25 protein-coding genes are annotated in these 26122 nt (G+C 65.4%); 13 read left to right on the top strand and 12 right to left on the bottom strand.

The window, feature by feature from the left end; genetic code table 11:
* Positions 1–89: 89 nt before the first annotated feature.
* From kynA to PMO31116_RS10990, 5 genes are all read right to left on the bottom strand, one after another.
* Positions 90–1046, bottom strand: a complete 957-nt coding sequence (kynA, locus tag PMO31116_RS11010) for a tryptophan 2,3-dioxygenase (RefSeq protein ID WP_150566754.1) — start codon at positions 1044–1046, stop codon at positions 90–92.
* A 17-nt stretch (positions 1047–1063) separates the two neighbouring features.
* Positions 1064–2317 carry a kynureninase gene (gene kynU, locus PMO31116_RS11005; RefSeq protein ID WP_150566753.1) on the bottom strand — a complete coding sequence of 418 codons (1254 nt, stop codon included), beginning with the start codon at positions 2315–2317 and terminating at the stop codon, positions 1064–1066.
* 82 nt (positions 2318–2399) lie between these two features.
* Positions 2400–3074 (bottom strand): arylformamidase, encoded by a 675-nt coding sequence (gene kynB / locus PMO31116_RS11000; protein ID WP_150566752.1) that lies wholly within the window; start codon positions 3072–3074, stop codon positions 2400–2402.
* A 260-nt stretch (positions 3075–3334) separates the two neighbouring features.
* Positions 3335–3781, bottom strand: coding sequence for a MarR family winged helix-turn-helix transcriptional regulator (locus PMO31116_RS10995; protein WP_081255810.1), 447 nt, complete (start codon positions 3779–3781; stop codon positions 3335–3337).
* An 8-nt stretch (positions 3782–3789) separates the two neighbouring features.
* Positions 3790–4308 (bottom strand): flavin reductase family protein, encoded by a 519-nt coding sequence (locus PMO31116_RS10990; protein WP_150566751.1) that lies wholly within the window; start codon positions 4306–4308, stop codon positions 3790–3792.
* 160 nt (positions 4309–4468) lie between these two features.
* Between PMO31116_RS10990 and PMO31116_RS10985 the strand changes: the two genes are divergently transcribed.
* The 10 genes from PMO31116_RS10985 (at position 4469) to msrA (ending at position 14337) form a co-directional block, all read left to right on the top strand.
* Complete coding sequence (locus tag PMO31116_RS10985; RefSeq protein WP_150566750.1) at positions 4469–5518, top strand: 2,5-dihydroxypyridine 5,6-dioxygenase NicX family protein; 1050 nt, start codon at positions 4469–4471, stop codon at positions 5516–5518.
* Positions 5515–6324 carry an alpha/beta fold hydrolase gene (locus PMO31116_RS10980; protein ID WP_150566749.1) on the top strand — a complete coding sequence of 270 codons (810 nt, stop codon included), beginning with the start codon at positions 5515–5517 and terminating at the stop codon, positions 6322–6324. Before PMO31116_RS10985 ends, PMO31116_RS10980 begins: the two co-directional genes overlap by 4 nt.
* 19 nt (positions 6325–6343) lie before the next feature.
* A complete protein-coding gene (locus PMO31116_RS10975) occupies positions 6344–7588 on the top strand; it encodes an acyl-CoA dehydrogenase family protein (RefSeq protein ID WP_048806418.1) in 1245 nt (414 codons plus the stop codon).
* Between the two features lie 142 nt (positions 7589–7730).
* Positions 7731–9314, top strand: a complete 1584-nt coding sequence (locus PMO31116_RS10970; protein WP_150566748.1) for a class I adenylate-forming enzyme family protein — start codon at positions 7731–7733, stop codon at positions 9312–9314.
* 244 nt (positions 9315–9558) lie between these two features.
* On the top strand, positions 9559–10305 hold the full coding sequence (locus tag PMO31116_RS10965; protein WP_023594940.1) for an IclR family transcriptional regulator: 747 nt from the start codon (positions 9559–9561) through the stop codon (positions 10303–10305).
* Between the two features lie 37 nt (positions 10306–10342).
* Complete coding sequence (locus PMO31116_RS10960; RefSeq protein ID WP_150566747.1) at positions 10343–11080, top strand: transporter substrate-binding domain-containing protein; 738 nt, start codon at positions 10343–10345, stop codon at positions 11078–11080.
* 117 nt (positions 11081–11197) lie between these two features.
* On the top strand, positions 11198–11866 hold the full coding sequence (locus PMO31116_RS10955) for an amino acid ABC transporter permease (RefSeq protein ID WP_150566746.1): 669 nt from the start codon (positions 11198–11200) through the stop codon (positions 11864–11866).
* Positions 11863–12639: an amino acid ABC transporter ATP-binding protein gene (locus PMO31116_RS10950; protein WP_150566745.1), complete on the top strand. Its 777-nt coding sequence runs from the start codon at positions 11863–11865 to the stop codon at positions 12637–12639. The genes PMO31116_RS10955 and PMO31116_RS10950 overlap by 4 nt, the downstream gene beginning before the upstream one ends.
* A gap of 18 nt (positions 12640–12657) precedes the next feature.
* Complete coding sequence (gene hutG / locus PMO31116_RS10945) at positions 12658–13605, top strand: formimidoylglutamase (RefSeq protein WP_150566744.1); 948 nt, start codon at positions 12658–12660, stop codon at positions 13603–13605.
* Between the two features lie 159 nt (positions 13606–13764).
* On the top strand, positions 13765–14337 hold the full coding sequence (msrA, locus tag PMO31116_RS10940; RefSeq protein ID WP_150566743.1) for a peptide-methionine (S)-S-oxide reductase MsrA: 573 nt from the start codon (positions 13765–13767) through the stop codon (positions 14335–14337).
* Between the two features lie 36 nt (positions 14338–14373).
* On the opposite strand, the gene PMO31116_RS10935 is transcribed toward msrA, so the two are convergent.
* The 3 genes from PMO31116_RS10935 to PMO31116_RS10925 form a co-directional block, all read right to left on the bottom strand.
* Entirely contained in the window at positions 14374–14991 is a 618-nt protein-coding gene (locus PMO31116_RS10935; RefSeq protein WP_150566742.1) for a hypothetical protein, read from the bottom strand.
* Positions 14992–15031: 40 nt separating this feature from the next.
* Entirely contained in the window at positions 15032–15217 is a 186-nt protein-coding gene (locus tag PMO31116_RS10930; RefSeq protein WP_150566741.1) for a hypothetical protein, read from the bottom strand.
* Positions 15218–15617: 400 nt separating this feature from the next.
* Positions 15618–15944 (bottom strand): hypothetical protein, encoded by a 327-nt coding sequence (locus PMO31116_RS10925; protein ID WP_150566740.1) that lies wholly within the window; start codon positions 15942–15944, stop codon positions 15618–15620.
* A gap of 507 nt (positions 15945–16451) precedes the next feature.
* Between PMO31116_RS10925 and PMO31116_RS10920 the strand changes: the two genes are divergently transcribed.
* Positions 16452–17990: an MFS transporter gene (locus PMO31116_RS10920; protein ID WP_150566830.1), complete on the top strand. Its 1539-nt coding sequence runs from the start codon at positions 16452–16454 to the stop codon at positions 17988–17990.
* 93 nt (positions 17991–18083) lie between these two features.
* Positions 18084–19277: an enoyl-ACP reductase FabV gene (gene fabV / locus PMO31116_RS10915; protein WP_150566739.1), complete on the top strand. Its 1194-nt coding sequence runs from the start codon at positions 18084–18086 to the stop codon at positions 19275–19277.
* 198 nt (positions 19278–19475) lie between these two features.
* Here fabV and PMO31116_RS10910 read toward each other — a convergent pair whose 3' ends face one another.
* From PMO31116_RS10910 to PMO31116_RS10895, 4 genes are all read right to left on the bottom strand, one after another.
* Entirely contained in the window at positions 19476–20630 is a 1155-nt protein-coding gene (locus PMO31116_RS10910) for a DUF72 domain-containing protein (RefSeq protein WP_150566738.1), read from the bottom strand.
* Positions 20627–21838: an SAM-dependent methyltransferase gene (locus tag PMO31116_RS10905; RefSeq protein WP_150566737.1), complete on the bottom strand. Its 1212-nt coding sequence runs from the start codon at positions 21836–21838 to the stop codon at positions 20627–20629. The genes PMO31116_RS10910 and PMO31116_RS10905 overlap by 4 nt, the downstream gene beginning before the upstream one ends.
* Before the next feature lie 111 nt (positions 21839–21949).
* Positions 21950–22597: a pyridoxamine 5'-phosphate oxidase gene (gene pdxH / locus PMO31116_RS10900; protein WP_150566736.1), complete on the bottom strand. Its 648-nt coding sequence runs from the start codon at positions 22595–22597 to the stop codon at positions 21950–21952.
* 372 nt (positions 22598–22969) lie between these two features.
* Complete coding sequence (locus PMO31116_RS10895; RefSeq protein WP_246185244.1) at positions 22970–25003, bottom strand: AsmA family protein; 2034 nt, start codon at positions 25001–25003, stop codon at positions 22970–22972.
* A 52-nt stretch (positions 25004–25055) separates the two neighbouring features.
* Here PMO31116_RS10895 and PMO31116_RS10890 point away from each other — a divergent pair, with 52 nt between their 5' ends.
* Complete coding sequence (locus PMO31116_RS10890) at positions 25056–25892, top strand: tRNA threonylcarbamoyladenosine dehydratase (RefSeq protein WP_150566735.1); 837 nt, start codon at positions 25056–25058, stop codon at positions 25890–25892.
* Positions 25893–26122 lie beyond the last annotated feature (230 nt).

The raw sequence follows: 26122 nt of genomic DNA, 5'->3' as shown, positions 1-26122 counted from the left end.
CCGGCAGGCAGGCGCCGCTGCCTCGCGCATGAGGCAACGGCGCCTGCCCCGATCCACGCAACGCGACATCCGCGTGGATCGGGGCGGCGTCACAACAGCGTGCGCACGTGCCACAGTTCGGGGAAAAGCACCACGTCGAGCATCTTGCGCAGATACGGGGCGCCGTTGGTGCCGCCGGTGCCCTGCTTGAAGCCGATGATCCGCTCGACGGTCGTCACGTGGCGGAATCGCCACTGACGGAAAGCGTCCTCGAGATCGACCAGTTCCTCGGCCATCTCGTACAGCTCCCAGTGCTGCGACGGGTTGCGATACACCTCCAGCCACGCGGCCTCGACCGACTTGTCGTGAGGCGTGGGCTTCGTCCAGTCGCGCTCCAGGCGCTCCGGCGCAATCGCGAAACCGCGCCGCGCGAGCAGGCGCACTACCTCGTCATAGAACGAGGGCGCGTTGAGCGCGGCTTCGACCTGCTTGAAGAGGTCCGGGCGATGCGCATGCGGCTGTAGCATCGCCGCATTCTTGTTGCCCAGCATGAACTCCAGAATCCGGTACTGGTACGACTGGAAGCCCGACGAGCTGCCGAGCGACGGGCGCATCGACGAATACTCCGACGGTGTCATCGTCGCCAGCACGCTCCATGCCTGCACCAGCTGTTCCAGAATGCGCGACACGCGCGCGAGCATCTTGAATGCCGGCGGCAGTTCGTCCTGATGCACGGCCGTGCGCGCGGCCTGCAGTTCGTACAGCGCCAGCTTCATCCACAACTCGCTGGTCTGATGCTGGATGATGAACAGCATCTCGTTGTGATCCGTCGAACGAGGATGCTGGGCGTTCAGGATCGGATCGAGCGACAGATAATCGCCGTAGCTCATGCGCTTCGAAAAGTCGAGCGTGGCGTCGTGCCATTGCGTGGCGTTGGCGGACGTGGCCTGCGCGGCCGAGGCGTCCGCACCCGAGTGCCCGAACGGACAACCGCCCTGAGCGGGCGAGGCTTCCGTGGTCTTCGAGGGCGTTTGCGGCGCGTCGTGCGGGGCGGTGGTCTTGCTCATGCTGCCTGACTCCTCTCTCAAGTCACCGCGCCGCGGCGATGAAACTCGGGCTTGTCCCACGATCCCGTGCTCAGCACGTCACGCAGAATCTCGACCGAGTCCCACACGTCGGCGAAACTCGTGTAAAGCGGCGTCATGCCGAAGCGCATGATGCGCGGCTCGCGATAGTCGCCGATCACGCCGCGCGCAATCAGCGCCTGAATCACGGCAAACCCTTCGGGATGTTCGAAGCTCACTTGCGACCCCCGCGACGCGTGATCGCGCGGCGTCACGAGCGTGAGCGGGAATTCGGCGCAACGCGATTCCACGAGTTCGATGAACAGGTCGGTGAGCGCGAGCGACTTGCGGCGCAGCGCGTCCATCGACGTCTGCGCGAAGATGTCCAGCCCGCACTGCACCAGCGAGAGCGAGACGATCGGCTGCGTGCCACACAGATAACGGCCAATGCCGTTGTCCGGCGTGTATTCCGGCGTCATGGCGAACGGCGTGCGATGCCCCCACCAGCCTGACAGCGGTTGCCAGAACGTGTCCTGATGCTTCTTGTTGACCCAGACGAACGCCGGCGCGCCAGGGCCCCCGTTAAGGTACTTGTACGTGCAGCCCACGGCGTAGTCCGCATTGGCGCCGTTCAGATCGACGGGCACCGCACCGGCGGAATGGCACAGGTCCCACACGGCCAGCGCACCGGCCGCGTGAATCTCGGCCGTGCGTGCGGCCATGTCGTACATGGCGCCCGTACGATAGTTCACATGCGTGAGCAGCACCACGGCGACGTCGTCGCCCAGGGCGCCCTGCAAGTCGTTGGGCGTGTCGACCAGGCGCAGCGAGTAGCCGTCGTCGAGCAAACGCGTGAGGCCCTGCACGATATACAGGTCGGTCGGGAAGTTGCTGCGCTCCGAGATGATCACCTTGCGCTGCGGTGCGCGACTGCGCTGCGCATCGAGCGCGGCAGCCATCACCTTGAACAGGTTGCTCGACGTGGTGTCTGTCACCACGATTTCGCCTTTACCTGCACCGACGATCGGCGCAAGGGCGTCGCCCAGCGTGCGCGGCAGCGCGAACCAGTCGGCCTCGTTCCAGCTGCGGATCAGCCCGACGCCCCATTCGGCCGCGATCACCTCCTGCGCACGCTTGAGCGAGGCGATCGGGCGAGCGCCCAGCGAGTTGCCGTCGAGGTAGATCACCCCCGGAGGCAGGTCGAATTGTGCACGCAGCGGGGCGAGCGGATCGGCCGCGTCGAGGGCCAGACAATCGTTGCGAGAAGATGCCATGGTTAGCGTTCAGTGATTCAGTGATTCAGTTGGTAAGGGCAAAAGAAATCGGGCGGAAGTCGGGCGCGCGGAACGTCGCGCGTTAAAGCGTGCGCAGTACGGCACGCACCGGGCTTGCGTCGAGTCGCATGAACTTGAGCGGCAGTGCGATGAGTTCGTAGTCGTCGGCCTCGACGGCATCGAGCACGAGACCCTCGAGAATCGCCATGCGGTGCGCGCGAATGCGATGATGCGCATCCATCGTCTTGCTCTGCTGCGGATCGAGCGACGGCGTGTCGATGCCGACCAGCTTCACGCCATGGGCGGCGAGCAGGTCGATGGTCTCGGGCGCCACGGCACAAAATTCGCTGTCCCACTGCGCGAGCGGCGCCTGGGTGTAGGTGCGCAGCAGCACGCGCGGCGGCACGTCCGTCAGGTGCGGCGCCACCATCTCCGGCGTGACCAGGGGCGAGGCGCCCACACAGTGCACCACACGGCACGGTCCGAGGTACGTCTCGAGGTCGACTTCGCCGATGTAGGCGCCGTCGTCGTCGTAATGGCGTGGCGCGTCCGCGTGAGCGCCGGTGTGCGGCGAGAGCGTGATGCGTCCCACGTTGACCGGGCAACCCGGCCCGATCTGCCAGACCGGCGTCTCGGTGAACGGCGTGTCACCGGGCCATACGGGGGTTTGCGCCGATAAAGGTGCGCTGATGTCCCATACGCGGCGCTCACGCGCGCCGATCGTGCGGGGTGTTGCCGAAGCGGTGAAATCTGTCATACGCGAGCGCTTTATCGAGGCGATCCGGGGGAAGAAGAGTCCCAGATAGTGTAGGAAATTCCGCGCCGCAGGTGCTTGCGTATTCGACGAGTGTGTGCCGATGAATTGAAATTAAACCGACAATTTCAATGATTTTTTGGTCAATTCTTCGAGTGATTTTGAAATTGATCGAATTCAATGCGACTTCGCGACTTCGCGACTTCGCGACTTCATGACTTCGCGCGGTCGCGGATTCGGTGCGCGACGGCCGCCAGCCGCGCTTACGGGCGGTGGGTCATCTGCTCGATGAGTTCGCGCAGCGCGTCCTTGAGCAGTGCCGACTGGTCTTGTCCGAAGCGGGCCAGCAGGCTGGCTTCGTGGCGGCGGGCGCTGGCCAGCAGCGGCGCCACGTGCGCGACGCCGGCGTCGGTGAGCGAGACGAGCGATTGCCGGCGATCGGTGGCGCTCGCGCCACGCACGACGTCGCCTGCGGATTCGAGCCGGTCGACGACCTTGGTGAGCGTCGGTTGCTTGGCCAGCACAATGTCGGCCAGTTGATTGATGGTGCGCGCGCGTCCGTCGGAGAGCGTGGCGAGCACGCGCCACTCGAGCACGCCGAAGCCGGCGGCAGCCACTTCGCGATGGAATTCGTCGGAGACCAGCGTGCTCGCACGCGCGAGCAGGTACGCCAGGTAATCGTCGACGAACGGCGCGCCGGCAGCGGACATGAGGCGACTCAGCCCAGCGACTGCGGCTTATGGAAGCCGCCGGCGTGGAAGATCAGCGGCATGCGCTCGGCCACCTCGGCGTGCACACCGCATCGCTCGACCTCGCCCACGAAAATGACGTGGTCGCCTTCGTCGTAGCGGCTGCGGTTATGGCATTCGAACCAGGCCAGCGCGCCGTCGAGCACCGGCGTGCCCGAGGCAGACAATGTATATGGCACGCCCGCGAACCGATCGCCCTTCATCGTGGCGAAGCGCCTGCAGATGTCAAGTTGATCGGCGGCCAGCACGTTCACGGCGTAATGCGAGTTCTCGCGAAAGACCGGCATGCTGCCCGCGCGCGTGGCAAGACTCCACAGAATGAGCGGTGGCGTGAGCGAGACCGAATTGAACGAACTGGCGGTGATGCCGATGAGCGAGCCGTCGTCGGCGCGCGTGGTGATCACGGTGACCCCGGTGGCAAACTGACCGAGGGCGTTGCGAAAGGCTGCGCTGTCGAAATCCGGCGCTGCGGCGCGTTTGGCGTTCACTGTCCCTGCACTCCCGTCCGGCAAATTTGATCGGGTTGATTTGTATGAATATTCATATACTATGGCACGAACAACAGATCGACAAGACGCGTGACGGCCGACGGTGCGCCACGGGGCGTAGCCCCTGGCGGGCAGGAGGGTCAGACGCTCAGGAGACGATATGCTGATCGAGCGAATCGAGCATAAGTGGATCGATGTATTTGCCGAGACCTTGCGGCGCTGCGACATACGACCCGGCGACGTGGTGGCGATTGTAGCCGAAACGCAATCCCGGCCTGTCAACGTGGAATTGGCGCAGCTTGCCGCCGAATCGCTGGGCGCAAGGCCCTTCCGGCTGGTCGTGCCCAGCCCGCGCCTAAGTGCGCCGGTGCCGGTGCGCTCCACGGGCGCGAGCGATGCGCTCGGTCGGTTGGCACCGGTTGTCGCCGCGCTAAAGGCTGCGAGGCTCGTGGTCGACTGCACGGTCGAAGGCCTGCTTCACGCCCCCGAATTGCCGGAGATTCTCGGCGGCGGCGCGCGCGTGCTGATGGTCTCCAACGAACATCCGGAAATCCTGGAACGCTGTGCGACCGATCCGGCCCTCGAGCCGAAGGTGCGCGCGGCGATCAAGCGCTTGCGCGGCGCCGAGCAAATGCATGTGCGCTCCGGCGCGGGCACCGACCTTCGCGTCAGTCTGCGTGACGCACGAGTCGGCGGGGTGTGGGGATGGTGCGCCAAGCCGGGACAGGTCGCCCACTGGCCCGGCGGCCTGGCCCTGGCGTTTCCCGCCGCGCACAGCGTGAACGGGCAGCTCGTACTGGCGCCCGGCGACATCAACCTCACGTTCAAGCAGTATGTGCGCGACCGGATCGTTCTGAGCATCGAGGACGACTACGTCGTGGCGATCGACGGCGAAGGCGTCGACGTCGACTTGATGCGCGACTACTTTGCCGCATGGGGCGATCGCGAAGCGTATGCGGTCTCGCACGTCGGGTTCGGCCTGAATCCACGCGCGCGCTGGGACGCGCTCGCGTGCTACGACAAACGCGATTGCAACGGCACCGAACAGCGCGCGTTTGCCGGCAACTTCCTGTATTCCACCGGTGCCAATGAGGTGGCGGGCCGTCACACGCTGGGCCACTTCGACTTGCCACTGCGGCACTGCACGATTGCGCTCGACGGCGACGTCGTGGTGCGCGACGGGCAGTTGCAGGGCGAGTTCGCAGCATGAGCCCGCACGTGCCTGCCTGCCGCGTGTCGGGCACCGGTGCGCTGACGCTCGTGCTGCTGCACGGCATTGGCGGCAATCGCGACGTCTGGCCCGCGCAATTCGAGACCTTCGTCAACGCGGGATACCGTGTCGCGGCATGGGATATGCCGGGCTACGGCGAGAGCGCGATGCCAGCCGCGCCGACGATGGCGTCGCTGGCGGACAGCCTTCGCGCGCTGCTCGACACGCTGGGGCCGTCGCGATTCGTGCTCGTGGGGCACAGCATGGGCGGGATGGTCGCACAGGAATTGATGGCGCGCGGCGATCCTTCCACGCGAGACATCGCCGGGCTGGTGCTGTGCGGCACCTCGCCGGCATTCGGCAAGCCGGACGGCGACTTCCAGCGCGAGTTCGTGCGCCAGCGCACCGCGCCGCTCGACGCGGGCAAGACCTTGCGCGAAATGGCGCAGTCGATCGTGCCCGGCATGCTTGGCGAACCGGACGAAGTCACGCGTGACGCTGCCTGCGCGCTCGCCGTCGACGCCATGGGCGCCCTCAGCCCCGAGGCGTATCGCGCCGCGCTGCAGGCGCTGGTGGGCTTCGAGCAGCGCGCGGCGCTCGCGCGGCTCGCCGTGCCGGTGCTGCTCGTCGCGGGCGAGCATGACACCAACGCGCCGCCGAAGGTGATGGCGCGCATGGCCGAGGCCATCACCGACGCCCGGGCGCGCGTGCGCTACGTCTGCCTCGATGGCGCCGGGCATCTGATGAATCTGACGCACGCGGCGGCATTCGACGCCGAAGTGCGCGCTTTCCTCGCAACACTCTAGAACCCTCCAGGAGACTACCGTGGCCTATCAGCCCCCTTCGATCGTCGGCGAGCATTACCCGCTCACGGACAAGCAGCGACGCCTGCTGGCGCTGGCCGAGCAGGTGGGGCGCGAGTCGCTCGCGCCACGCGCCGCGCGCTGGGACCGCGAAGCGTCGTTCCCGTTCGAGAACTACGACGACATGCGCGCCGCCGGCTTGCTCAAGCTGTGCATTCCCGAAGCGGACGGCGGTCTGGGTGCCGACTTCGCCACGTACATGATGGTCTCCGCCGAGTTGGGCCGTCACTGCGGCGCGACGGCGCTCACCTTCAACATGCACACGTGCTCGATGATGTGGACGGGGATTCTCGCTGACGATCTCGACATGACGCCCGAGCAACGCGCCGAGCATGCGCGCTATCGCGAGCACCACTTCGCCCGGGTGATCCAGGACGGCGCGATTTACGCGCAGCCGTTCTCCGAGGGCAGTGCCGCGGCGGCGGGCAAGGCACCGTTCGGCACCACGGCCACCAAGGTCGAGGGCGGCTGGAAGATCAATGGCCGCAAGATTTTCGCGTCGCTCTCGGGGGCCGCCAACTACTACGGCGTGCTTTGCACCGAAGACAAGCCCGAGCTGTCGATGAAGGACACGTTCTACATCGCCGTGCCGGGCGACGCGCCGGGCGTGACCGTCACAGGCGACTGGGATCCGCTGGGCATGCGCGGCACGGTCTCGCGCACGTTGCTCTTCAAGGACGTGTTCGTGCCCGACGAGCTGCAGTTGATGCCGCGCGGCATCTACCATCAGGCCGCGAGCCGCTGGCCGCACATGTTCATGACGCTCTCGCCGACGTACATGGGTATCGCCCAGGCGGCCTACGATTTCACCATCCAATACCTGCGAGGCGAAGCGCCCGGCATGGGCGCGCCGGTCAAGCGCCGGATGTATCCGACCAAGCAGATCGCCGTCGCGCAAATGCACATCCTGCTCGAGCAAACGCGCGCGCTGTTCCTGCGTGCATTGCAGGACGGCCGCGCCGATCCGGGCAAGGAAGCGCGCCTGCGCGCCTATGCGGCGCAGTACACGATCATGGAGAATGCCAACGAGCTTTGCCGGCTGGCCATTCGCACCTGCGGCGGACAGTCAATGCTCAAGACGCTGCCGCTCGAGCGCATGTACCGCGATTCGCGCTGCGGCGCCCTGATGCTGCCCTGGACGGCCGAGCTGTGTCTCGATCGCATCGGCCGCGAAGCGCTCTACGAACCGGGCGAGCGCGACGAGTGAGTGTTGCAGGCGCGGCGGTCCCTACGCTTGCCGGCGCATCCCGGCGGGCACCGACACCGCCGGAGCCGTTTCGTCGCCGTGACGATCCGCCCGGAGGGGTCGTCGTGGGCGCTGCATCGTTTTCCTAGTTACGGAGCACAAGTTGACGCCTTTCGTAGAAGCGCTTGTCCGTCACGCCCGCGCCACGCCTGAACGGCTGGCGTTGCGCTGCGGCGTTGGCGAGGAAGCCCAGCCGACGGATTACGCGGCGCTGTGGCGACGCATCGAGCGTGTCGGCGGGCATTTGCGCGAGACCTGGCGCATCGCGCCGGGCGATCGGGTCGCATGCCTGGGACTGAACGACGAACTGCAACTGGCGCTGCTGTTCGCCTGCGCACGCGCCGGCGCGATCTTCTTGCCGCTGAACTTCCGTCTGGCGGTGCCCGAACTGGCCGCCATCGTGCGCCACGCGGGCGTGCGCGTGTTGTGGTTCGACGCGATGCACCGCGAAGCGGCCCGCCAGATTCGCGATCGACTGGAAGAAGACGCCATCACCGATATTCCGCCCCCGGCGATCGCACCGCTCGAAGGGCTCATTGCGGTGCCGTCGGCCAAGCCGGTCGACTACCCCGACGTTGCCCCCGACGCCCCCGTGTTGCTTGCCTACACGTCGGGGACGACTGGCGAGCCGAAGGGGGCGCTGCACACCCAGGCCGGTCTGCTGGCCAACGCGTGGGCGAGCTGGTGGGCGCACGAAATGACCCCAGGCGATCACGTGCTGTCCACGCTGCCGATGTTCCACGTGGGCGGGCTGTGCATTCAGACGTTGCCCGCGCTGCTGTGCGGCGCGAGCGTAACGCTGCATCCTCGTTTCGATCCGTCGGCCTGGCTCGCGGACGTTCAGCGGTACCGCCCGACGCTATCGTTGATGGTGCCGGCCACCATGCGCGCCGTGCAGTTGCATCCGGCGTGGGCGTCGACCGATCTGTCTTCGCTGCGCGGTGTGATGGCCGGCTCGAGCGTGATCCCGCTCTCGGCCATCGACGCCTTTCACGCACGCGGCATCCCGCTGGGTCAGGTTTATGGCGCCACGGAGACCGGCCCGGTGTCGATAGCGCTGCGCTTCGGCGAGGCGAAGGCGCACCCCGGCGCCGTGGGGCGCGCATGCCCGGGGGTGGACGTACGCCTGACCGACGCCGCCGGGCACGATGTCGCGCCGGGCGAGGTGGGGGAGATCCTCGTGCGTGCGCCCAACGTGATGCGCGAATACTGGCGCGCGCCGAACCACCCGTCGTTCGGCGACGGATGGTTTCATTCGGGCGATCTGGCGCGTTTGCGCGACGACGGCTGCTTCGAGGTCGTGGGCCGCAGCAAGGACATGATCATCTCCGGCGGCGAGAACATCTATCCGGCGGAAATCGAGAATGCGCTCGTCGACTGCCCGGGCGTGCTCGAGGCGGCAGTCGTCGGCGTGCCGGACGAGCAGTGGGGGGAAGTGCCTGTGGCCGTGATCGTGCCCGCGGCAACTGCCACCGGGCAGGACAACCCCGGTTCGCCGGAGGCCGAGGCCACGCCGCAGAGCGTGCTGGCGTTTCTCGGCACTCGCATCGCGCGCTTCAAGTTGCCACGACGCGTGGTCATGCTCGACACGCTGCCGAAGAGTGCCCTTGGGAAAGTGCAGAAACCCATTCTCATCGCGTGGCTCTCGAACGCCCCCGATTCGCGAAGCACAACCCGCAGTCGGTAATCAGAAGTTTTATTCGGTTTTCGCTTAAAAGCGCCGAACACCTTGTCGCGACAAGGGTTCGGCGCTTTTTTCTGGATAGCTTCCGCGATGCATAAGGGAAAATCCCTATGCGTAATCTCCCAATTTGTTACCATCCGATGAGAATCGAATTTTTGAGTTTGGGAATTGCATCGCAAGATAGCGCCCATGTCGTCATCGGCGGTCTAGTCCGCTGATTTTTTTGCTTTCTTCTGTTTTCAAGACGATGGACACCACCGAAGCGCATTCGGTCTCCGAGCGCGTGCTGCAGGTCCTTGTGACCGTGGCGCGTCATGGACGACCGATCGCGGCACGCGAGATCGCCGCGCAAACGGGCTTGCCGCTCTCCACGGTTTACCGCCACCTCGTCCCGCTCAAGAAGTGGGGCCTGGTGCAGGAGCACGCCCACGAGGCGCTCTATGAACCGGGGCCGGTCGGCGTGCAATTGGCATGGGGATTCGACCACAACTCGCATCTCGTCACGCAGGCACGCGAGGAAATCGAAGCGCTCGTGCAGCGCACCGGCGAGACCGTCGGTCTGCTCGTGGCGGCCAATGGGCAGGTCGTCTGCCTCGACATGCACGAGAGCGAGCAATCGCTGCGCTGTTCGTTCGCCAAGGGGCGTGCGCATCCGCTGGTGCATGGCGCATCGGCCAAGGCGCTGCTCTCGTTTCTCCCGCCGGCCACGCGCGACACGCTGATCGGTCGCCAGCTCGCTGGCCAGCCGGTGGCCCAGGAGCGCCTGGCGGCGCAGATCGAGGAGATCCGCAAGCAGCGCTATGCGGTGTCCGAGAGCGAAGTCGACTTCGGCGTCTGGGGCGTGTCGGCCCCGGTATTTGCCGCCAAGGAACGTCTGGAAGGCACCATCACCCTGATGGCGCCGGCCGTGCGTGTGGCCCAGCGCCACGAAGAGCTGATCCGCCTCACGGTGGCCGCAGCCGAGCGTATTTCAAATCGATTGCAGTACTTTTAACCGGTTATCCGACCGAGACTACACGAAGGAGTACCAGATGAAATTGCGTCACATCCTCTTCACGATGGCGCTGGCCGTCACCTGCTCGAGCAAGGTTTTCGCCGCCGCCGACGTGCTGCGCGTTGCCACCGACGCGACGTTCCCGCCGTTCGAATACGTGGAAAACGGCAAGCGCACCGGTTTCGACGTGGAAATGATCGAAGCGCTGGGCAAGGCCATGGGCAAGAAGGTCGAATGGACGGATATCGACTTCAAGGGCCTGATTCCGGCGGTGCTGTCCAAGCGCGTGGATGTGGCCGCTTCGGCGATTTACATCACGGATGAGCGCCTGAAGGTCGTGAACTTCACGCACCCGTACTACACCGGCGGCCTGGCCATCATGGTCAAGGCGGACAACAACACCATCAAGGACCCGGCCGATCTCGCCGGCAAGAAGGTGTCGGTGCAGGTGGGCACGAAGTCGGTGCAGTTCCTGAAGGAAAACTTCCCGAAGGTCGAGCGCGTGGAAGTCGAGAAGAACGATCAGATGTTCGAACTCGTGAAGATCGGCCGTGCCGACGCCGCCGTGACCGGCAAGCCGGCGGCGCTGCTGTACGCGAAGGCCAACCCGAGCGTCAAGGTGCTCGACAAGACGCTGACCGTGGAGCGCTATGGCTTTGCCGTGCGCAAGGGCGACACCGAACTGACCAACGACATGAACAAGGCGCTCGAGAAGGTTCGTGCCGACGGCACCTATGCCGAGCTGGTCAAGAAGTATTTCGGCTCCGCGAAGTAAGCGCGCCGCGTACGCAACATCTGGCGGGCGGGCCGCGACTTCCGCGCGAAGGGCGGCGCCCGCCGCAGCCACATAGCAATAGCGCAATAAAGCAGTAGAGCAACTGACGGAGTACGCATGGAACTCGATTTTTCGCCGGTGTGGGCAAACTGGCAGGACCTCGCGCGGGGCGCGCTCGTTACCGTCGAGGTAACGGCCTGCGCCCTGGCGCTGGGCTGCGTGCTGGGTTTGCTGGTCGGCATGGGCCGCCTGAACCCGGCGCATCGCATTCGCTACGGCATTTGTACCGCCTACGTCACGTTCATTCGTGGCACGCCGCTGCTGGTGCAGCTCTTCATCCTGTTCTTCGGTCTGCCTCAGTTCAACATTCTGCTGCCGGCGTTCATGTGCGGTGTACTGGGTCTGGGCATCTACAGCGGTGCCTATGTCTCGGAAATCGTGCGTGGCGCCATCCAGTCGATCGAGCGCGGCCAGATGGAAGCCGCCCGTTCGCTCGGCATGCCCTATGGCATGGCAATGCGTTCGGTGATCCTGCCGCAGGCGATCGTGCGCATGATCCCGCCGCTGGGTAACGAATTCATTGCGCTGATCAAGAACTCCGCGCTCGTGTCGCTGCTCACCATTCACGACGTGATGCACGAAGGCCAGAAGATCATCAGCGTGTCGTACCGTTCGCTGGAAGTGTATCTGGCGATCGCCTTTGTTTATCTGATTCTGACCGGCACGACCACGCTGCTGCTGCAGCGCGCCGAGAAGTCCCTGCGTGCCGGAGGTGCCGTGCAATGAGCGAAGTGAAGAAAGAATTCGGCGGCCCGATTCTCAAGATCGAGGGGCTGGGCAAGGCCTACGGCAGCCATCAGGTGCTCAAGGGCATCGACTTCGAAGTCGATGCGCGTCAGGTGGTCGTCGTCATCGGCCCCAGTGGCTCGGGCAAAAGCACGTTCCTGCGCTGCTGCAACGGGCTGGAGACCGCAGAGGAGGGCACCATCGAGATCGTCGGTCAAAAGCTCGTCGACCACGGCAAGATGATCGGCGAGAGCGCGCTCAACAAGCTGCGTACCGATGTCGGCATGGTGTTCCAGTCGTTCAACCTGTTCCCGCACCTGACGGTGCTCGACAACGTCACGCTCGCGCCGAAGAAGCTGCGGGGCATGAAGAGCGCCGATGCCGAGAAGCTCGCCCGCGAGCTGCTCGCCAAGGTCGGGCTGGCCGCCAAGGCCGACGTGTTCCCGGGCACGCTCTCGGGCGGCCAGAAGCAGCGTGTGGCAATCGCCCGCGCGCTCGCGATGCAACCGCAGGTCATGTTGTTCGACGAGCCGACCTCGGCACTCGACCCGGAGCTCGTGGGCGAGGTGCTGCAGGTGATGAAGGCGCTGGCGAACGATGGCATGACGATGCTCGTCGTCACGCACGAAATGGGCTTCGCCCGTGAAGTGGCCGACGTGGTCGTCGTCATGGATCAGGGCCGCATCATCGAAGCCGGCGCTCCCGATCAGATATTCACCGCGCCGCGCGAGGCGCGTACGCGGGAATTCCTGCAAGCAGTCATCGCACGGTAAGGCAAGGCGGGCAAACGTATGACAATCGATCGAGCGGTCTGGCAAGGCCGCGTGGATACCGGCGAGACCGGCCACACCCTGCGTCTGCATCAGGTGCTGCGCGACTACGACGCGGCGCAGGTGGCCGGCGGTGCCGTCGTGCTGGGCTTTTGCAGCGACGAAGGCGTGCGCCGCAATCATGGACGTCAGGGCGCCGTGGCCGGCCCCGACATGCTGCGTCGCGCGCTCGCGAGCCTGCCGGTTCAGGGCACGCCCGCCGTGTTCGAAGGTGGCAACATCGTCTGTGCGGACGATCGTCTCGAAGCGGCGCAAGCCGCGCTCGGCCATCGGGTGGCCGAAGTGCTCGCCGCGGGCGCGCGTCCGGTGGTTCTGGGCGGCGGGCATGAGATCGCCTACGGCACGTTCCTCGGGGTGGCGGAGCATTATGGCGATCGCCTGCGCGACGAACCGATCCTGATCCTCAACTTCGATGCGCACTTCGATCTGCGTGCACAGCCGACGGCGAGTTCCGGCACGCCGTTCTGGCAGATCTCGCAGTTGCTCGCGGGGCGTCAGGCACCGTTTCACTACGCATGCCTCGGCGTGAGCCGCTACAGCAACACCGGTGCGTTATTCGAGCGGGCGAACGCATTGAATGTCGATTACTGGCTCGACGAGACGATGCTTGCGCATCGGCTGCCGCAGATGTGCGAAGCGCTCGAGAAGAAGCTTGCGCAGGTCCGGCACGTGTACCTGACCATCGACATGGACGTGCTGCCGGGCGAAAAGGCACCGGGCGTGTCGGCACCCGCGGCCCACGGCGTTGCGCTGGAGGTCGTGGAGGCGCTCATCGGCGTGGTGCGCCGCTCGGGCAAGCTGCGCGTGGCGGACATTGCCGAGTACAACCCGACGTACGATCGCGATGGCCTCACCGCTCGCGTCGGCGCGCGGCTGCTGCATCCGCTGATCACGCAAGTGGCGGCTTGAGCCGCTTGAACGGCATGAACGGCATGAACCGCATATAGGGTTATTTGCGCCGTTCACCGGCGTTCTGCGCGACAATAGGGCGGGCGATCGAACCCTCGATCGCCCGCCCTATTCGTTTGGTGCGCCGCCGCACGAACGCAGTCGACAAGCGAGGTCAAGATGACAGTGCAGACGAACTCTCCGCGTGATACCCGTACCGAAGTTGCCACGCTCGCAGGTGGCTGTTTCTGGTGCCTCGAGGCCTGCTACCAGCAGCTCGACGGCGTGAAGTCCGTGGTTTCGGGCTACGAGGGCGGCAAGGTCGACAATCCGACCTACGAGCAGGTTTGCGAGGGCGAGACCGGCCATGCCGAAGTGGTGCAGCTCACCTACGATCCCGACGTCGTGAGCTTCGAGGAACTGCTCGTCGTGTTCTTCCAGATTCACGATCCGACGACCCTCAATCGCCAGGGAAACGACATCGGCACGCAGTATCGGTCTGCGATCTTCTATCACGACGAGGCGCAGAAGACGGCGGCCGAACACCTCATCGCCGAGCTGATGGCGGAAATGACGTATCCGCACCCGATCGTCACGCAAGTGGTGCCGGCGCAGACGTTCTGGCCTGCGGAGGCCTACCACCAGAATTACTTCCGCCAGCATCCCGACCAGGGCTACTGCGCCTATGTGGTCGCGCCGAAGCTCAAGAAATTCCGCGAGAAATTCGCTCGCCGCCTCAAGCCGGCGGCCTGACGAGGCACCACGGTGGCCGGCGCGGCTTGCGCCGGCTCACAGGAGCGTGCAGGGCCCCGTCTGCATGGGGTCGATGGCCGCATCGAGCTTGCCCGGTCGAGCGGCACGCCTCGGACGTCGCGGTTCGCCACGCGCACCGCAGCGCACCAACTGCGCGGTGAAGTCAGAGAGCGTGGTGTCGTCCAAGTCCGTCAGTGAGAGCCCGGTCGGCGGCAGCGTGGTGTGTCCTTCCATCCCGGCGGCACGATAGTGGAAGGCGAGCACCGTGGCGTGGTCGCGTCGAATGCGTGCCGCGCAGGCGTTGCCCTCGTGCAGGAAGGTCAGTTCGCTCTGCCCGGCGAACAGGAGCTCGGCGTCGCCCGGCGCATCGAGGTCGGGGAAGGCGAAGCGGCCAATGGCCACGCTGCGTGCGCCCATGTCGTGACAGAGCGCCCTGAAACTGCCTGGCAGGAATTCGGGTTCGTCGCGCAGCAACGATGCCAGTCCGAGCGTCCTGAGATACCCATCCACATCAAGTTCCGCCGCATTCGGGTGGAGCGCCAGAATGTCGCGCAGCATGGCGCGCAGTTCGGCGTTGCTCGCCCGGTCCTCCGCGGCACATGCTCCATCAGGGGTAACGAGCGTAGCGAGCGCGCGCTCGAAATAGTCGCTCACCGGCACTGCCTGACATCGATAAACCGTCTTCCGAAATCGATCAAGAGGCATCGGTGCGGTGCCGGGAGCGGTTGTTGCTGCGGTTGTTGCTGCCGTTGTCGATTCGGCTGTCGATACAGTTGTCGGCGAGACGGATGCCGCCGGCGTCGATGACCGCGCCGACGCGGGCGTCGGTATCGCTGTCGCCGTTGGGGATGTGCCGGGCGACGTGGGGGGCGTTCTCCACGTTCGGCTTGACGGCACCTGTGATGGCGACTGCGACGTCGTTGCGTGGACTCGGTTTCCGATGCGATGCAGGTCGACGAGAACCTCGGGGCGGGAAGCGCCGGCGTCGGCGTCGTATGACGTCGCGCCGACGCGCGTCATGGGGATGGCCAAGGCGAGAAACGGCATGTTGCATACCTCGCGGGAATCATGGATGGATCGGACGCCGATGCCGAAGCACTTCGGCGCGAACGGAAAGTGCCTCGACCTGACGGTGTCCGGCGATACAGCGTGGGACGGTATGGCGCTGGGCAGCGCGCGACAGGGATCGTCAGGACGCGAAAGGCCACAACGGAACACAACGGGCGGGACGGAGGGCGACGAAGCCGCCGTCGATCATCGCGAATTGCGCCGCGGCACGGTCACTCGATTACGCGAACAGGAGATCTTGCCGTCGCGGCAAAAAGGACCAGACAGGGTTCGTCCGCGTCCTGGGCGTGGCCGCGCGCCGCGCCGGGGCTGTCAAAGTAGAACGCGTCGTCGGCGCCGGGCACACGCGTCGTGACGATTTCGAAGCGATGCGGGTCGAAGCGGATATCGAGGAACGTCCGGCTCTCGTGGAACCAGACCACGTAGCCCGAACAAGGCAACGCCTGGGGCAGATCGGGGCGTGCGGTCGCGACGGTGCGCGGTCGTGTGGCGGCCGGCGCGGGCTTGTGATGGCCCTCGCGCTCCTGGCGATGTTTCATGGGCGGATCTCCTGAGAAGTGACGGCGACGCTTTCCCGAACGTCGAGCGATGGTGAGGCCGTTGCTGGGGCAAGGTTTTCGGGAATGGGCCTGTGCCTGCCGATTTCCGGGACGCACGTCGATGATGCCCGGCCTGCGGCGCGGCGGGCGCGAGCCGTATCCGAAAACGGTATCGGACGATGCCTCGTTGCAGCGAAGACGACCGCGGTGGCACCGGCCTGAATCTGCCTTGGCGTGGCGTTGAATTTTCGTCATGCCGGCCCGTGTGTCGTCCCGCCGGGCCGAAGACGTCGCCCGTGCACCCGGCCAGGTGCGCCTTCCGACGCGCTCGCGGGGGCGGGAGAGGGAGAGGGACCGGAACCGGCGGAGGGCGACAACCCGTGTCAGCCCATGCCCCCGGACCATTCATATGTTCATTATTTTTCGCATAGAATGACGGCTTCCCTCCATGAAGTCTTCAGGTAGTTCCCCGTGCGCCCCCTGCCTTTTCGCGACGCGCTGATGGCCATGATCGGCATCGCGCTCGTCAACATGCTCGTCGCTCTCGACCAGACCGTCGTCAGCACCGCGCTGCCGTCCATCGTCGCCGAGCTCAAGGGGTTCGAGTACTACGCCTGGATCGCGAGCATCTATCTGCTCGCTTCCGTGGTCACGGTGCCCGTGTTCGGCCGCCTCGGCGACTATTTCGGCCGGCGCCGCTTCGTGATCGCGTCCGTGCTCACGTTCACCTTCGCTTCGCTGCTTTGCGGACTGGCGCCGAACATGCCGTTCCTCGTTTTCGCGCGCGGCTTGCAGGGCGTGGGCGGTGGCATGATGGTGGGCACTGCCTTCGCGTCGGTGCCCGATCTCTTTCCCGACGCCCGCTCCCGGGTGCGCTGGCAGGTCGTGATCACCACCGCCTACGGTATCGGCACGGCGGCGGGACCGTCGCTGGGCGGGCTGCTCTCGGAACATTTCGGCTGGCGCTCGACGTTTTTCGTGAACCTCCCGGTCGGTCTTGCGGCGCTGTATTTCGTGTGGCGCTACCTGCCGAAATTCCCGCCGGCACATCAGGGGGATGTGCGCGTCGACTGGCGTGGCGCCCTGTGGATCGGCGTCGTGCTGGGCGGCTTTCAGGTGTTCATCGAAAACGTGCCCGCGCATGGCGCGTCGCTCGGCAACGGGTTGCTGATCGCGGCGGTCGTGGCCGGCTTCTGGATGCTGCTGCGTACCGAGCGTCGCGCCACGCACCCGATCGTGCCCCTCGACATGTTCCGGCATCCGCAGCTCGTGGTGCTCTTCACACTCTCGGTACTGATCGGCTTCGTCATGTATTCGCTGATCTTCTTTGCGCCGCTGCTGTTGCAGGGGGGCTTCGGCCTGAGCCCGCAGGCAGCCGGGCTGATCGCCACGCCGATCGCCGCCTGCATTGCGCTGGGCAGCTTCATCAATACGCCGATCGTGGTGCGTCTGTCGCGGCCCACGAACATGCTGATGCTTGGCTTTTGCCTGTTGGCAGTGGCCTCGGCGGGCGTGGGGCTGGCGCATCGGGACACGTCGCACGGCCTGCTGGCGCTGGCCATGGCGTGCGCGGGAATCGGCATCGGCTTCATTCTCAACAACATGAACGTGTTCGGTCAGGAAATCGCCGGGCGCGAGCGCTTCGGCATCACCACTGCGCTGTTGCAGTCGACCCGCATGGTGGGCGGCATGCTGGGCACGACGATCGTGGGCACGCTGGTCAATCACCGGTACGCCAATGGCGTCGCGGGCGCCGTCTCGGCCTACGAAGGCACGCCGGCAGCGCACGCCGTCGCGCGGGCGCTGGATCCGCGCATTCTGATCGACCCCGCGCTGCGCGGGGATTTGCTGATGGATCTGCGCGCCATGGGCATCGACGGTTTGCCGCTGGTCGAAACTGCCCGGCAAACGCTCGTGAACGCCGTTCATGCCGGCGTGCTGCTCACTGGCATTGCCGCTGTCGTGGCGGCGTTGCTCGTACGAAGGATCCGGCAGATCCAGTTCCCGAAGCGGCGCGAGCGCCCGGCCATGGCGTCGCCGGAGTAGGCGGGAATCCGGCAGCCCGGCCCCGACCTCGTTTACAATGCGCGGTGTTTGCCGGGTGAGCCGGCATCACCGAATTTTGTGAACGAGGTTTCCATGATCATCAAGCCACGCGTGCGCGGCTTCATCTGCGTCACCACCCATCCCGTCGGCTGCGAGGCCAACGTCAAGCAACAGATCGAGTACGTGAAGGCTCAGGGCCCGATCGCCGGTGGCCCGAAGAAGGTGCTCGTGATCGGCGCATCGACCGGTTACGGTCTGGCTGCGCGCATCACGGCCGCCTTCGGCAGCGATGCCGCCACCCTCGGCGTGTTCTTCGAGCGCGCGGGCAGTGAAACCAAGCCGGGCACGCCGGGCTGGTACAACACCGCCGCCTTCGACAAGTTCGCCACCGAAAAGGGCCTGTACGCCAAGAGCATCAACGGCGATGCCTTCTCCAGGGAAATCAAGGCCAAGACCATCGAGACCATCAAGCAGGACCTCGGTCAGGTCGATCTCGTCGTCTACAGCCTGGCCGCACCGCGCCGGACCCACCCGGAAACCGGACAGGTGTTCAACTCGGTGCTCAAGCCGGTGGGGCAGTCGGTCACGTTGCGCGGCATCGACACGGACAAGGAAGTCGTGAAGGAGTCGGTATTCGAGCCCGCCACGCAGGAGGAAATCGAGAACACGGTGGCCGTGATGGGGGGCGAAGACTGGCAGATGTGGATCGACGCGCTCTCCGAGGCGGGCGTGCTCGCCCCTGGCGCCAAGACCACGGCCTTCACGTATCTCGGCGAGAAGATCACGCACGACATCTACTGGAACGGCTCGATCGGCGCCGCCAAGAAGGACCTGGACGAAAAGGTCCTGAGCATTCGCGCCAAGCTTGCCGCGAATGGCGGCGACGCCCGCGTGGCCGTGCTGAAGGCCCTCGTGACGCAAGCCAGCTCGGCGATCCCGATGATGCCGCTCTACCTCTCGCTGCTGTTCAAGGTGATGAAGGCCAACGGCACGCACGAAGGGTGCATCGAGCAGATCTACGGTCTGTACAAGGACAGCCTGTACGGCGCCACGCCGCATCTCGATGAAGAAGGGCGCGTGCGTACCGACCAGAAGGAACTGTCGCCGCAAGTGCAGGGCGAAGTCTCGGCGCTGTGGGGCAAGGTCACGGACGAGAACCTGTACGAATTGACCGATTTCGCCGGCTACAAGCACGAGTTCCTGCGCCTGTTCGGCTTCGAGGTCGATGGCGTGGATTACGATGCCGACGTGAACCCCGACGTACCGATCCCGCATCTCGTGGCGTAACGACGTCACGACGTCACGACGTCGCGTCGGACGTAGCGGCTCGACGAGCGCGGCGGTGTCGCGGTATCTCGCGATCCGCCGCTTGGTGCATGCCGCATCGTGACAATGGCCCGGGTCCGGCGTTTCGCCGGCTCGGGCCATTGTCGTTTTCGAGCGCGGGGTACCGTGATGTGTCCGCAGGTGAGCTTGCGTCGGGCGTCAGCCGCCGCGGGTCAACTCCACGATGCGTTCGGCCAGCGCGCCGCACGACAGCGGCGACGACCCCTCGGCCTTGTTGTTGACGATCACGTAGACGGGATGACCGGCGAGCGCGTAATGCGTGGCCAGTGCCGCGAGCACGTCGCGCGTGACGGGGTCGGGATCGACGATCCTGTCGAACGGTGCATACTTCGCCTTGGCCTGCTCGTACCGGTGTGCGCTGTTGAGATTCCATCGCACGACCAGCGGCCCGGCGCCCGCTTCGTCGAGCATTGCCAACGCTGCGGCCTGCCGCTCGACATGAGGCATGCGCGCGTGTAGTCCGATACAGTAGCGCACGCCCAACTGCCCGAGCGCGCGCATGAGACGCGGGGTGAGCAATGCGCCGTCGCGAATCTCCAGTGCATAGCAAGGCCCCGGGAGCGGATTGCCGTCCGCCGCGACCTGCCCGGACGGCAGCGGCGGCAACGCGGCGAAAAACGCCTCGATGCGCTGGACCAGACCCGGCACGTCGCGCAGCAGCTCGTTCGGAAGCGGCGACACCTGAAAGACGAGCACCCCGGCTTTCGGTCCGAGGCCGGCCAGACACGGCGCCACGAATTGCTCGGTCGCGATGCGCGCGCCGAGAAAGCAGGGGTTGGCGCTCAGCCCTTCACCCTTCTCGCCGCGCACGAGTGCGTCGGTCACCACGCTCGGGGCCTTGACGAGAAAGCGGAAGTCGTCCGGCACCTGCTGCGCATACTTCTGGTATTCGACGATCGACATCGGCTTGTAGAACGACCGGTCGATTCCCACGCAACGCAGCACGGGATGACGCGCATAGGCGCTCAACCCCTGCCGCGAGAGCTGGGTGTCACTGTAATCGTCGTCCCACACGATGCCCCGCCAACCGGGAAACGACCAGGACGAGGTACCCAGGCGGATATGGCCGGGCAACTGCGCGCCCAGCGAGCGCATCGCGGACGAGACCTCGGCCGCCCCGACGCCGGCGCGGCGCGCCGCGGATGTACGTTGCGCCGCGGCGGCCTGCGTCGGTGAAGTGGGGGATTTGGGAGATTTGGCGGGGGCCGGCGCTTCGGTCCCATCGATCTGCCCGGCACGCCCGCCTGGCGCGGGCTCGTCAGGCGGTGCGCCAAACAGATCGAACTGGCTCATCGATTCTCGTACATGTATCGGCGCGACCAGGGCAGACGCGTGGCCGATTGCCCCGCCTTGCGGCACACGACCTGATAGATCGATACGTGGTCGTGTTCGAACGCATACGCGCAACCCGCCAGATAGACGCGCCACACGCGGAAGCGCTCCTCGCCGGCGAGCTCGCGCAGGCGCGGCGCATGGGCTTCGAACCGCTCGGACCAGCGTGTGAGCGTGAGCGCGTAATGACGACGCAGGCTCTCCACGTCGCTCGCTTCGAGCCCGCCGCGCTGCATCGATTCGAGCGCGAGGCTGATGTGAGGCAATTCGCCGTTCGGGAAAACGTACTTGTCGATGAATTCGCCACCGCCCATGGCGGTCTCGCCACTGTCCGGATCGGTCGAGGTGATGCCGTGGTTCATGGCCACGCCGTCGTCCTTGAGCAGCGATGCCATTTTCCCGAAGTAGTCCTTCAGGTTCTTGCGTCCGACGTGTTCGAACATGCCCACGCTCGTGATGCGGTCGAACTGGCCATCCACGTCACGATAGTCCTGAATGCGGATCTCGATCTGGTTCTCCAGACCGAGCTTCCTCACGCGCTCGGTGGCCAGATCGAACTGATTCTGAGAAAGCGTCACACCGACACACTTCGCGCCGAACTTCTGTGCCGCGCGAATCACCAGCGCACCCCACCCACAGCCGATGTCGAGCAGTGTCTGCCCCGGCTGCAACTGGATTTTGGTGAGGATGTGATCGATCTTCTTTTCCTGCGCGGTGTCGAGGTCTTCGTCGCCATGCTCGAAGTAGGCACACGAATACACCATGTTCTTGTCCAGCCACAGCTGATAGAACTCGTTCGACACGTCGTAGTGAAACTCGATCGAGCGCTTGTCGGACTTCTTGCTGTGATTGAAATGACGAACGGCACGCTCGAGCGGACCGATCGTCGTGAGGCTGCTGCCGGCAAGGGCGTAGCTCATGTCGATGACGTCGGCCAGCTTGCCCTCCACGTCGATCTCGCCCTTCACGTACGCCTCTCCGAGATTGTCGAGGCTGGGACTCAGCAAGCGCGTCATGGCTGCCGGACCGTTGATGCGCAGCGTGACGCTCGGGTTATCGAAGGCGCCGAAATCATAATGCTGGCCATTCCAGAGCGCGAGACGGATCGGCAGATTCGAGGATGTCTTGACGCCGCTGACCCAGTTTTCGAGTTTTTTCTCCCACAACATGGATGTGCTCCAAGTGTCACAAAAAAACTTCATCCGTACCGCACGGCACGGTGACGTCTCCTCGTCAAACGGGCGGGCAGGCGTACCGCGTCGGTGTCGCCGACACTACGATTATGGGGACAGGCGCGCTATGCGCCACGTTCCGTCGGCAAGCCGGAAATATTTGATTCGATCGTGCAGGCGCGATTCGCGGCCTTGCCAGAACTCGATGCTCTCCGGCACGAGCCGGTAGCCGCCCCAGTGCGGCGGGCGCGGCGGAGCGTCGCCGAACTGGCGCCGGAAATCCGCTTCGCGCTGCTCGATGATGCTGCGATCGGCCACTTCCGCGCTTTGCACCGATGCCCAGGCGCCCAATCGCGAGCCCACGGGGCGCGAGTGAAAATAGGCGTCGCTTTCCGCTTCGCTCACCTTGTCGACGCGGCCCTCGATGCGCACCTGGCGCTCGAGTTCGATCCAGTGAAACAGCAGACAACCGTACGGCGTGGCCGCCAGTTCCTGCCCCTTGCGCGACTCGTAATTGGTGAAGAACGTGAAACCCTGCTCATCGGCGCCCTTGATGAGCACGATGCGGGCATCGGGCTTGCCGTCGGGCGTCACGGTGGCCAGTGTCATGGCGTTCGGTTCGGCCAGTTGGGCCGCGAGCGCCTGCTCGAACCAGCGCCGAAATTGATCGAACGGGCTGGGCGCCACGTCGCTCTCCGAAAGGGAGCCGAGGGCGTAGTTTTTGCGCAGGTCCGCGAGAGAAAGCGTCTGGGTCACGACGATCGTTATCGGTCTGTAGCGATTGGGGGTTGCGAGACAGTATATCGAAGAGTCGGCCGCTGTGCGCACGTGGTGATTTGCCGCATCGCGCCGAGGTTGCTCCCCCGAAAGCCAGACAGGGCGGTGATCTCACGCCATGTGCTTGATATTTAAGGAGTGAAATATTTTTTTGCCGCGTTGCCGTCGCGGCCGTTGCCGGGGAGCGGCGTGGCGTCACCAAATCCCTCCGGCCGACGGGGGCATTGCCGTCGATTCGCCGCCGGATCGGTGGGTGGCGCTCGGCGGCGGCCGGGAATCCCAGGTAGCCCGGCTGGCCGCCTGATCGAAGCGGCCGGGCCGGTCGCCGCGAAACCGCGCGCCGCGTGGGCATCAAGGGGCGTCTCGATTCGCGCCGAAGGCGGGGGCAGAGGCGGACGGCGTAGCCTTGCCGGAGGTCTTGCCCGGCGCGCGCTCGACGCCGTTTGCATCGGGCACCGGCCTGACCTTGGCAGGATTGCGGCTCGGCGGGTGTTGCAGGTGCGCGAGCAGTTCGCCGCAAGGACTGTCCTTGCCGGGGCCGAGTTCTAGCAGCGGGATGAGCGCGGTGTATGGGGCGATCACCCCCAGGGCGATGGCGCCCCCTGCGCGTGCCACCAGCGTCGGCACGTTCACGCCGACGTCGGGATGCTTGAAGGTGCCGCGCACGTACAGGGGCGAGCGCAACGTCAGCAAGCCGAAGTGCTTGGGTTCCGGACGGATCGTCAGATTGAAGTGCTCGCGCTTGAGATCGACCTGGCCGGTCACGCCGATGCTCGTGTCGTCGGTGTCGATCACGAACGTTCGCGCGTCCATCACGCCGTCCTTGACGGCGAAGTCGGCCGCGGCGCAACGCATCTCGATCTGCTTGTCGCCGAAGAGCTTGGTGAGCACGATGTTGCCGACGTTCAGTCCCAGGTATTCGAGCATCAGCTTGCTGACCGAGCCGCGGTCGACCAGCGTCTTGATCTCGCCGTTCGACGACCCGGCCAGCGCCGCGATCGAATTGCCCGTCGCGGTGAGCGCCGCGTCGCCGTTGACTTCGCCCACGCTCGTTTTCATGAGGTCGACATCGGGCAGCAACTGCTTCATCTTCAGATGGCGCAGCGACACCTGCGAATCGACCTTCATCGGTTCGGTCTGGCCATCAAGAACGAGGTTCGAGGTGATGCGCCCTCCCGCGACACCGAATTCCAGCGGCTTGAGCGAGAGCACGCCGTCGTCGAGCACCAGGTGAGTGACGAGGTTGTCGATCGGCAGGCTCTTGTCCTTGATGATTTTGCGGCCGGTGAACTGCACGTCGGCGTCGATGGTACGCCAGCGATCGGTCTTGAAGGGATCCACCGGCAGTACCTTGTCGGACGGCGGCGCCTTCGTCTTGCCGCTCAGGTCGCTGCCGCCCGACGGGTTCTTGCCGCCCACGACCGGGCTAAGGTCGACCAGCCGCAGTTGATTCGATACCACCGCACCTTGCAGCAGGTTGCGCGGCTGGCGCTGGCGCAGGACCAGCGTGCCCGAGAGGTCGCTCTGGCCGACCTTGCCCTGGAAGCGTTCGTATCGCCATACGCCCGCCGTGTGCAACAGGTGGCCGTTCGTCTCGTAGGCTGGGGTCTCCGGCAACAGCACCCCGGTAATCGGATACAGGTCGGCCATGGTCGGGCCGGCAAGGCGCAGATGCATGTCCAGGGCGGAGAGGGTGGCCGGGTTGGTAAACGTGCCCTTCGCGGCGATCTGGGTGCGGCCGATGCGCACGCTCGCGTCGAGCGGATAGGGTTCGCCGGTGTCCTCGAGCGAGAGCACGTCGCCGCCGCGCGCCTTGCCCGTCACGGCGACCTTGCGGAACGTGCCCTTGAGCGTGACGCCGATGCCGTAGGGCGCCTGACCGTCGATGGTGGCGATATTGGCGCTCAGGTCCAGCTGTTGTGGCACGATCCTGGCGCGCACCACGCCGTCCTCGAGAATCAGGCGGCCGATGCGCAGCTTCCATGGCGAGGGCTCGCCGTTACCCTTGGTGAACGTCCAGTTGTTGCGCCCGTCGGCCTGCTCCTCGATGAGCACCTTCGGCGCGGAGAGCGCGACTTCCGGCAGCACCACGCGCTTGTCGAGCAGCGGCAGCCATTCAAGCGAGAACGTGAGCCGGCCGAGCGTGATCATGTTCGGCTCCTGGCTCCACGCAACATTGCCTAACACGATATCATTCGCGATCAGGCGAGGCCGCGGCAGCCAGCGCCCCAGTCCCGGGGCCTGCGCGTTCGGCGCCAGCCAGTGCAGCGAGAGGTCGCCCCGGATTTCGAACGGGCGTCCGGTCGCGGTGCTCACCTCCCGGTTGATGAAGGGCCGGGCGTAGTTCCAGTCAAACCACGTGATGAACGCCGCGAATGCCAGCACGATGGCGACTATCGTGATCGCCAGCCACTTCAAGGACGTTACCCATCGCATCATGAACAGTACCCCGTCGATCGTTGTTGCTCCGGTGCCCGCCACGCCATCGGAGGTGGATTTTGACGCGAACCGCCGCTTCGGCGGGATTGCGCGCTTATACGGTGACGACGGTCTCGAGCGTCTGCGCGAAGCGCACGTGGCCGTCATCGGCATCGGCGGCGTCGGCTCGTGGGTGGCGGAGGCATTGGCGCGAAGCGCCGTGGGCCGGCTCACCCTCATCGATCTCGACAACGTCGCCGAAAGCAATACCAATCGTCAGGTGCACGCACTCGATGGCAACTTCGGCAAACCGAAAGTCGCCGCGATGGCCGAGCGGGTCATGGCCATCAATCCTGCCTGCCAGCTTACGCTCGTCGAGGACTTCGTGGAGCTTGAAAATCTCGACGCCATGTTGGGCGCCGGATTCGACTGGGTGGTCGACGCCATCGACAGCGTTCGCGTGAAGACCGCGCTGATCGCATGGTGCGTGGCGCATGCGCAGCGCCTCATCACCGTCGGCGGGGCCGGCGGTCAGATAGATCCGACACGCATCCGCATCGACGATCTCACTCGCACGATCCAGGATCCGTTGCTGGCAAAAGTGCGGGCGCAATTGCGCAAGCAACATGGGTTTGTCCGTGGTCCGAAAGCCAAGTTCAACGTGCCCGCCGTATACTCCGACGAACCCCTTCGCTATCCCGAGGCTGTGTGCGCGCCAGGCGACACGCCCGATCACGCTGCGGGCCCGCAGGGGCTCAATTGCGCGGGTTTCGGCTCGAGCATGTGTGTGACAGCGGCATTCGGCATGGCCGCCGCCGCGCACGTTCTCAGGGGCATCACTCGGGTACGCGCCTGACGGCGAAATTTTCCCAAGCGGTGTGCGTCGTGTCTGTAACGAAAGGTTACGGATGAGCGTGTGACGCGCCGGGCGGCGCCGCGCGACCTACGCCGTCGCGGATGTCCCCGACGACCAAAAGAAAAGCGGCCGGACGCGTCCATCGACGTCCGGCCGTAGTGCGTGAGGTGCGATGTGCGCGGAAGCGCCGCGTCTGTCGCTGCCGTCGTTGCCCTCGATGCGTTATGCAC

Origin of the sequence: Pandoraea morbifera, from assembly GCF_902459575.1 — a bacterium.
GTDB lineage: Bacteria > Pseudomonadota > Gammaproteobacteria > Burkholderiales > Burkholderiaceae > Pandoraea > Pandoraea morbifera.
The sequence above is the reverse complement of the archived record's forward strand: the minus strand, read 5'-3'. Positions and strand labels throughout refer to the sequence as shown.

What these genes read in the sequence shown, in the direction of transcription:
- kynA (WP_150566754.1), bottom strand. Translation starts at nt 1,046, where the DNA reads ATGAGCAAGACCACCGCCCCGCACGACGCGCCGCAAACGCCCTCGAAG.
- kynU (WP_150566753.1), bottom strand. Translation starts at nt 2,317, where the DNA reads ATGGCATCTTCTCGCAACGATTGTCTGGCCCTCGACGCGGCCGATCCG.
- kynB (WP_150566752.1), bottom strand. Translation starts at nt 3,074, where the DNA reads ATGACAGATTTCACCGCTTCGGCAACACCCCGCACGATCGGCGCGCGT.
- PMO31116_RS10995 (WP_081255810.1), bottom strand. Translation starts at nt 3,781, where the DNA reads ATGTCCGCTGCCGGCGCGCCGTTCGTCGACGATTACCTGGCGTACCTG.
- PMO31116_RS10985 (WP_150566750.1), top strand. Translation starts at nt 4,469, where the DNA reads ATGCTGATCGAGCGAATCGAGCATAAGTGGATCGATGTATTTGCCGAG.
- PMO31116_RS10980 (WP_150566749.1), top strand. Translation starts at nt 5,515, where the DNA reads ATGAGCCCGCACGTGCCTGCCTGCCGCGTGTCGGGCACCGGTGCGCTG.
- PMO31116_RS10965 (WP_023594940.1), top strand. Translation starts at nt 9,559, where the DNA reads ATGGACACCACCGAAGCGCATTCGGTCTCCGAGCGCGTGCTGCAGGTC.
- PMO31116_RS10960 (WP_150566747.1), top strand. Translation starts at nt 10,343, where the DNA reads ATGAAATTGCGTCACATCCTCTTCACGATGGCGCTGGCCGTCACCTGC.
- PMO31116_RS10955 (WP_150566746.1), top strand. Translation starts at nt 11,198, where the DNA reads ATGGAACTCGATTTTTCGCCGGTGTGGGCAAACTGGCAGGACCTCGCG.
- PMO31116_RS10950 (WP_150566745.1), top strand. Translation starts at nt 11,863, where the DNA reads ATGAGCGAAGTGAAGAAAGAATTCGGCGGCCCGATTCTCAAGATCGAG.
- hutG (WP_150566744.1), top strand. Translation starts at nt 12,658, where the DNA reads ATGACAATCGATCGAGCGGTCTGGCAAGGCCGCGTGGATACCGGCGAG.
- msrA (WP_150566743.1), top strand. Translation starts at nt 13,765, where the DNA reads ATGACAGTGCAGACGAACTCTCCGCGTGATACCCGTACCGAAGTTGCC.
- PMO31116_RS10925 (WP_150566740.1), bottom strand. Translation starts at nt 15,944, where the DNA reads ATGAAACATCGCCAGGAGCGCGAGGGCCATCACAAGCCCGCGCCGGCC.
- PMO31116_RS10920 (WP_150566830.1), top strand. Translation starts at nt 16,452, where the DNA reads ATGATCGGCATCGCGCTCGTCAACATGCTCGTCGCTCTCGACCAGACC.
- fabV (WP_150566739.1), top strand. Translation starts at nt 18,084, where the DNA reads ATGATCATCAAGCCACGCGTGCGCGGCTTCATCTGCGTCACCACCCAT.
- PMO31116_RS10910 (WP_150566738.1), bottom strand. Translation starts at nt 20,630, where the DNA reads ATGAGCCAGTTCGATCTGTTTGGCGCACCGCCTGACGAGCCCGCGCCA.
- PMO31116_RS10905 (WP_150566737.1), bottom strand. Translation starts at nt 21,838, where the DNA reads ATGTTGTGGGAGAAAAAACTCGAAAACTGGGTCAGCGGCGTCAAGACA.
- PMO31116_RS10890 (WP_150566735.1), top strand. Translation starts at nt 25,056, where the DNA reads ATGAACAGTACCCCGTCGATCGTTGTTGCTCCGGTGCCCGCCACGCCA.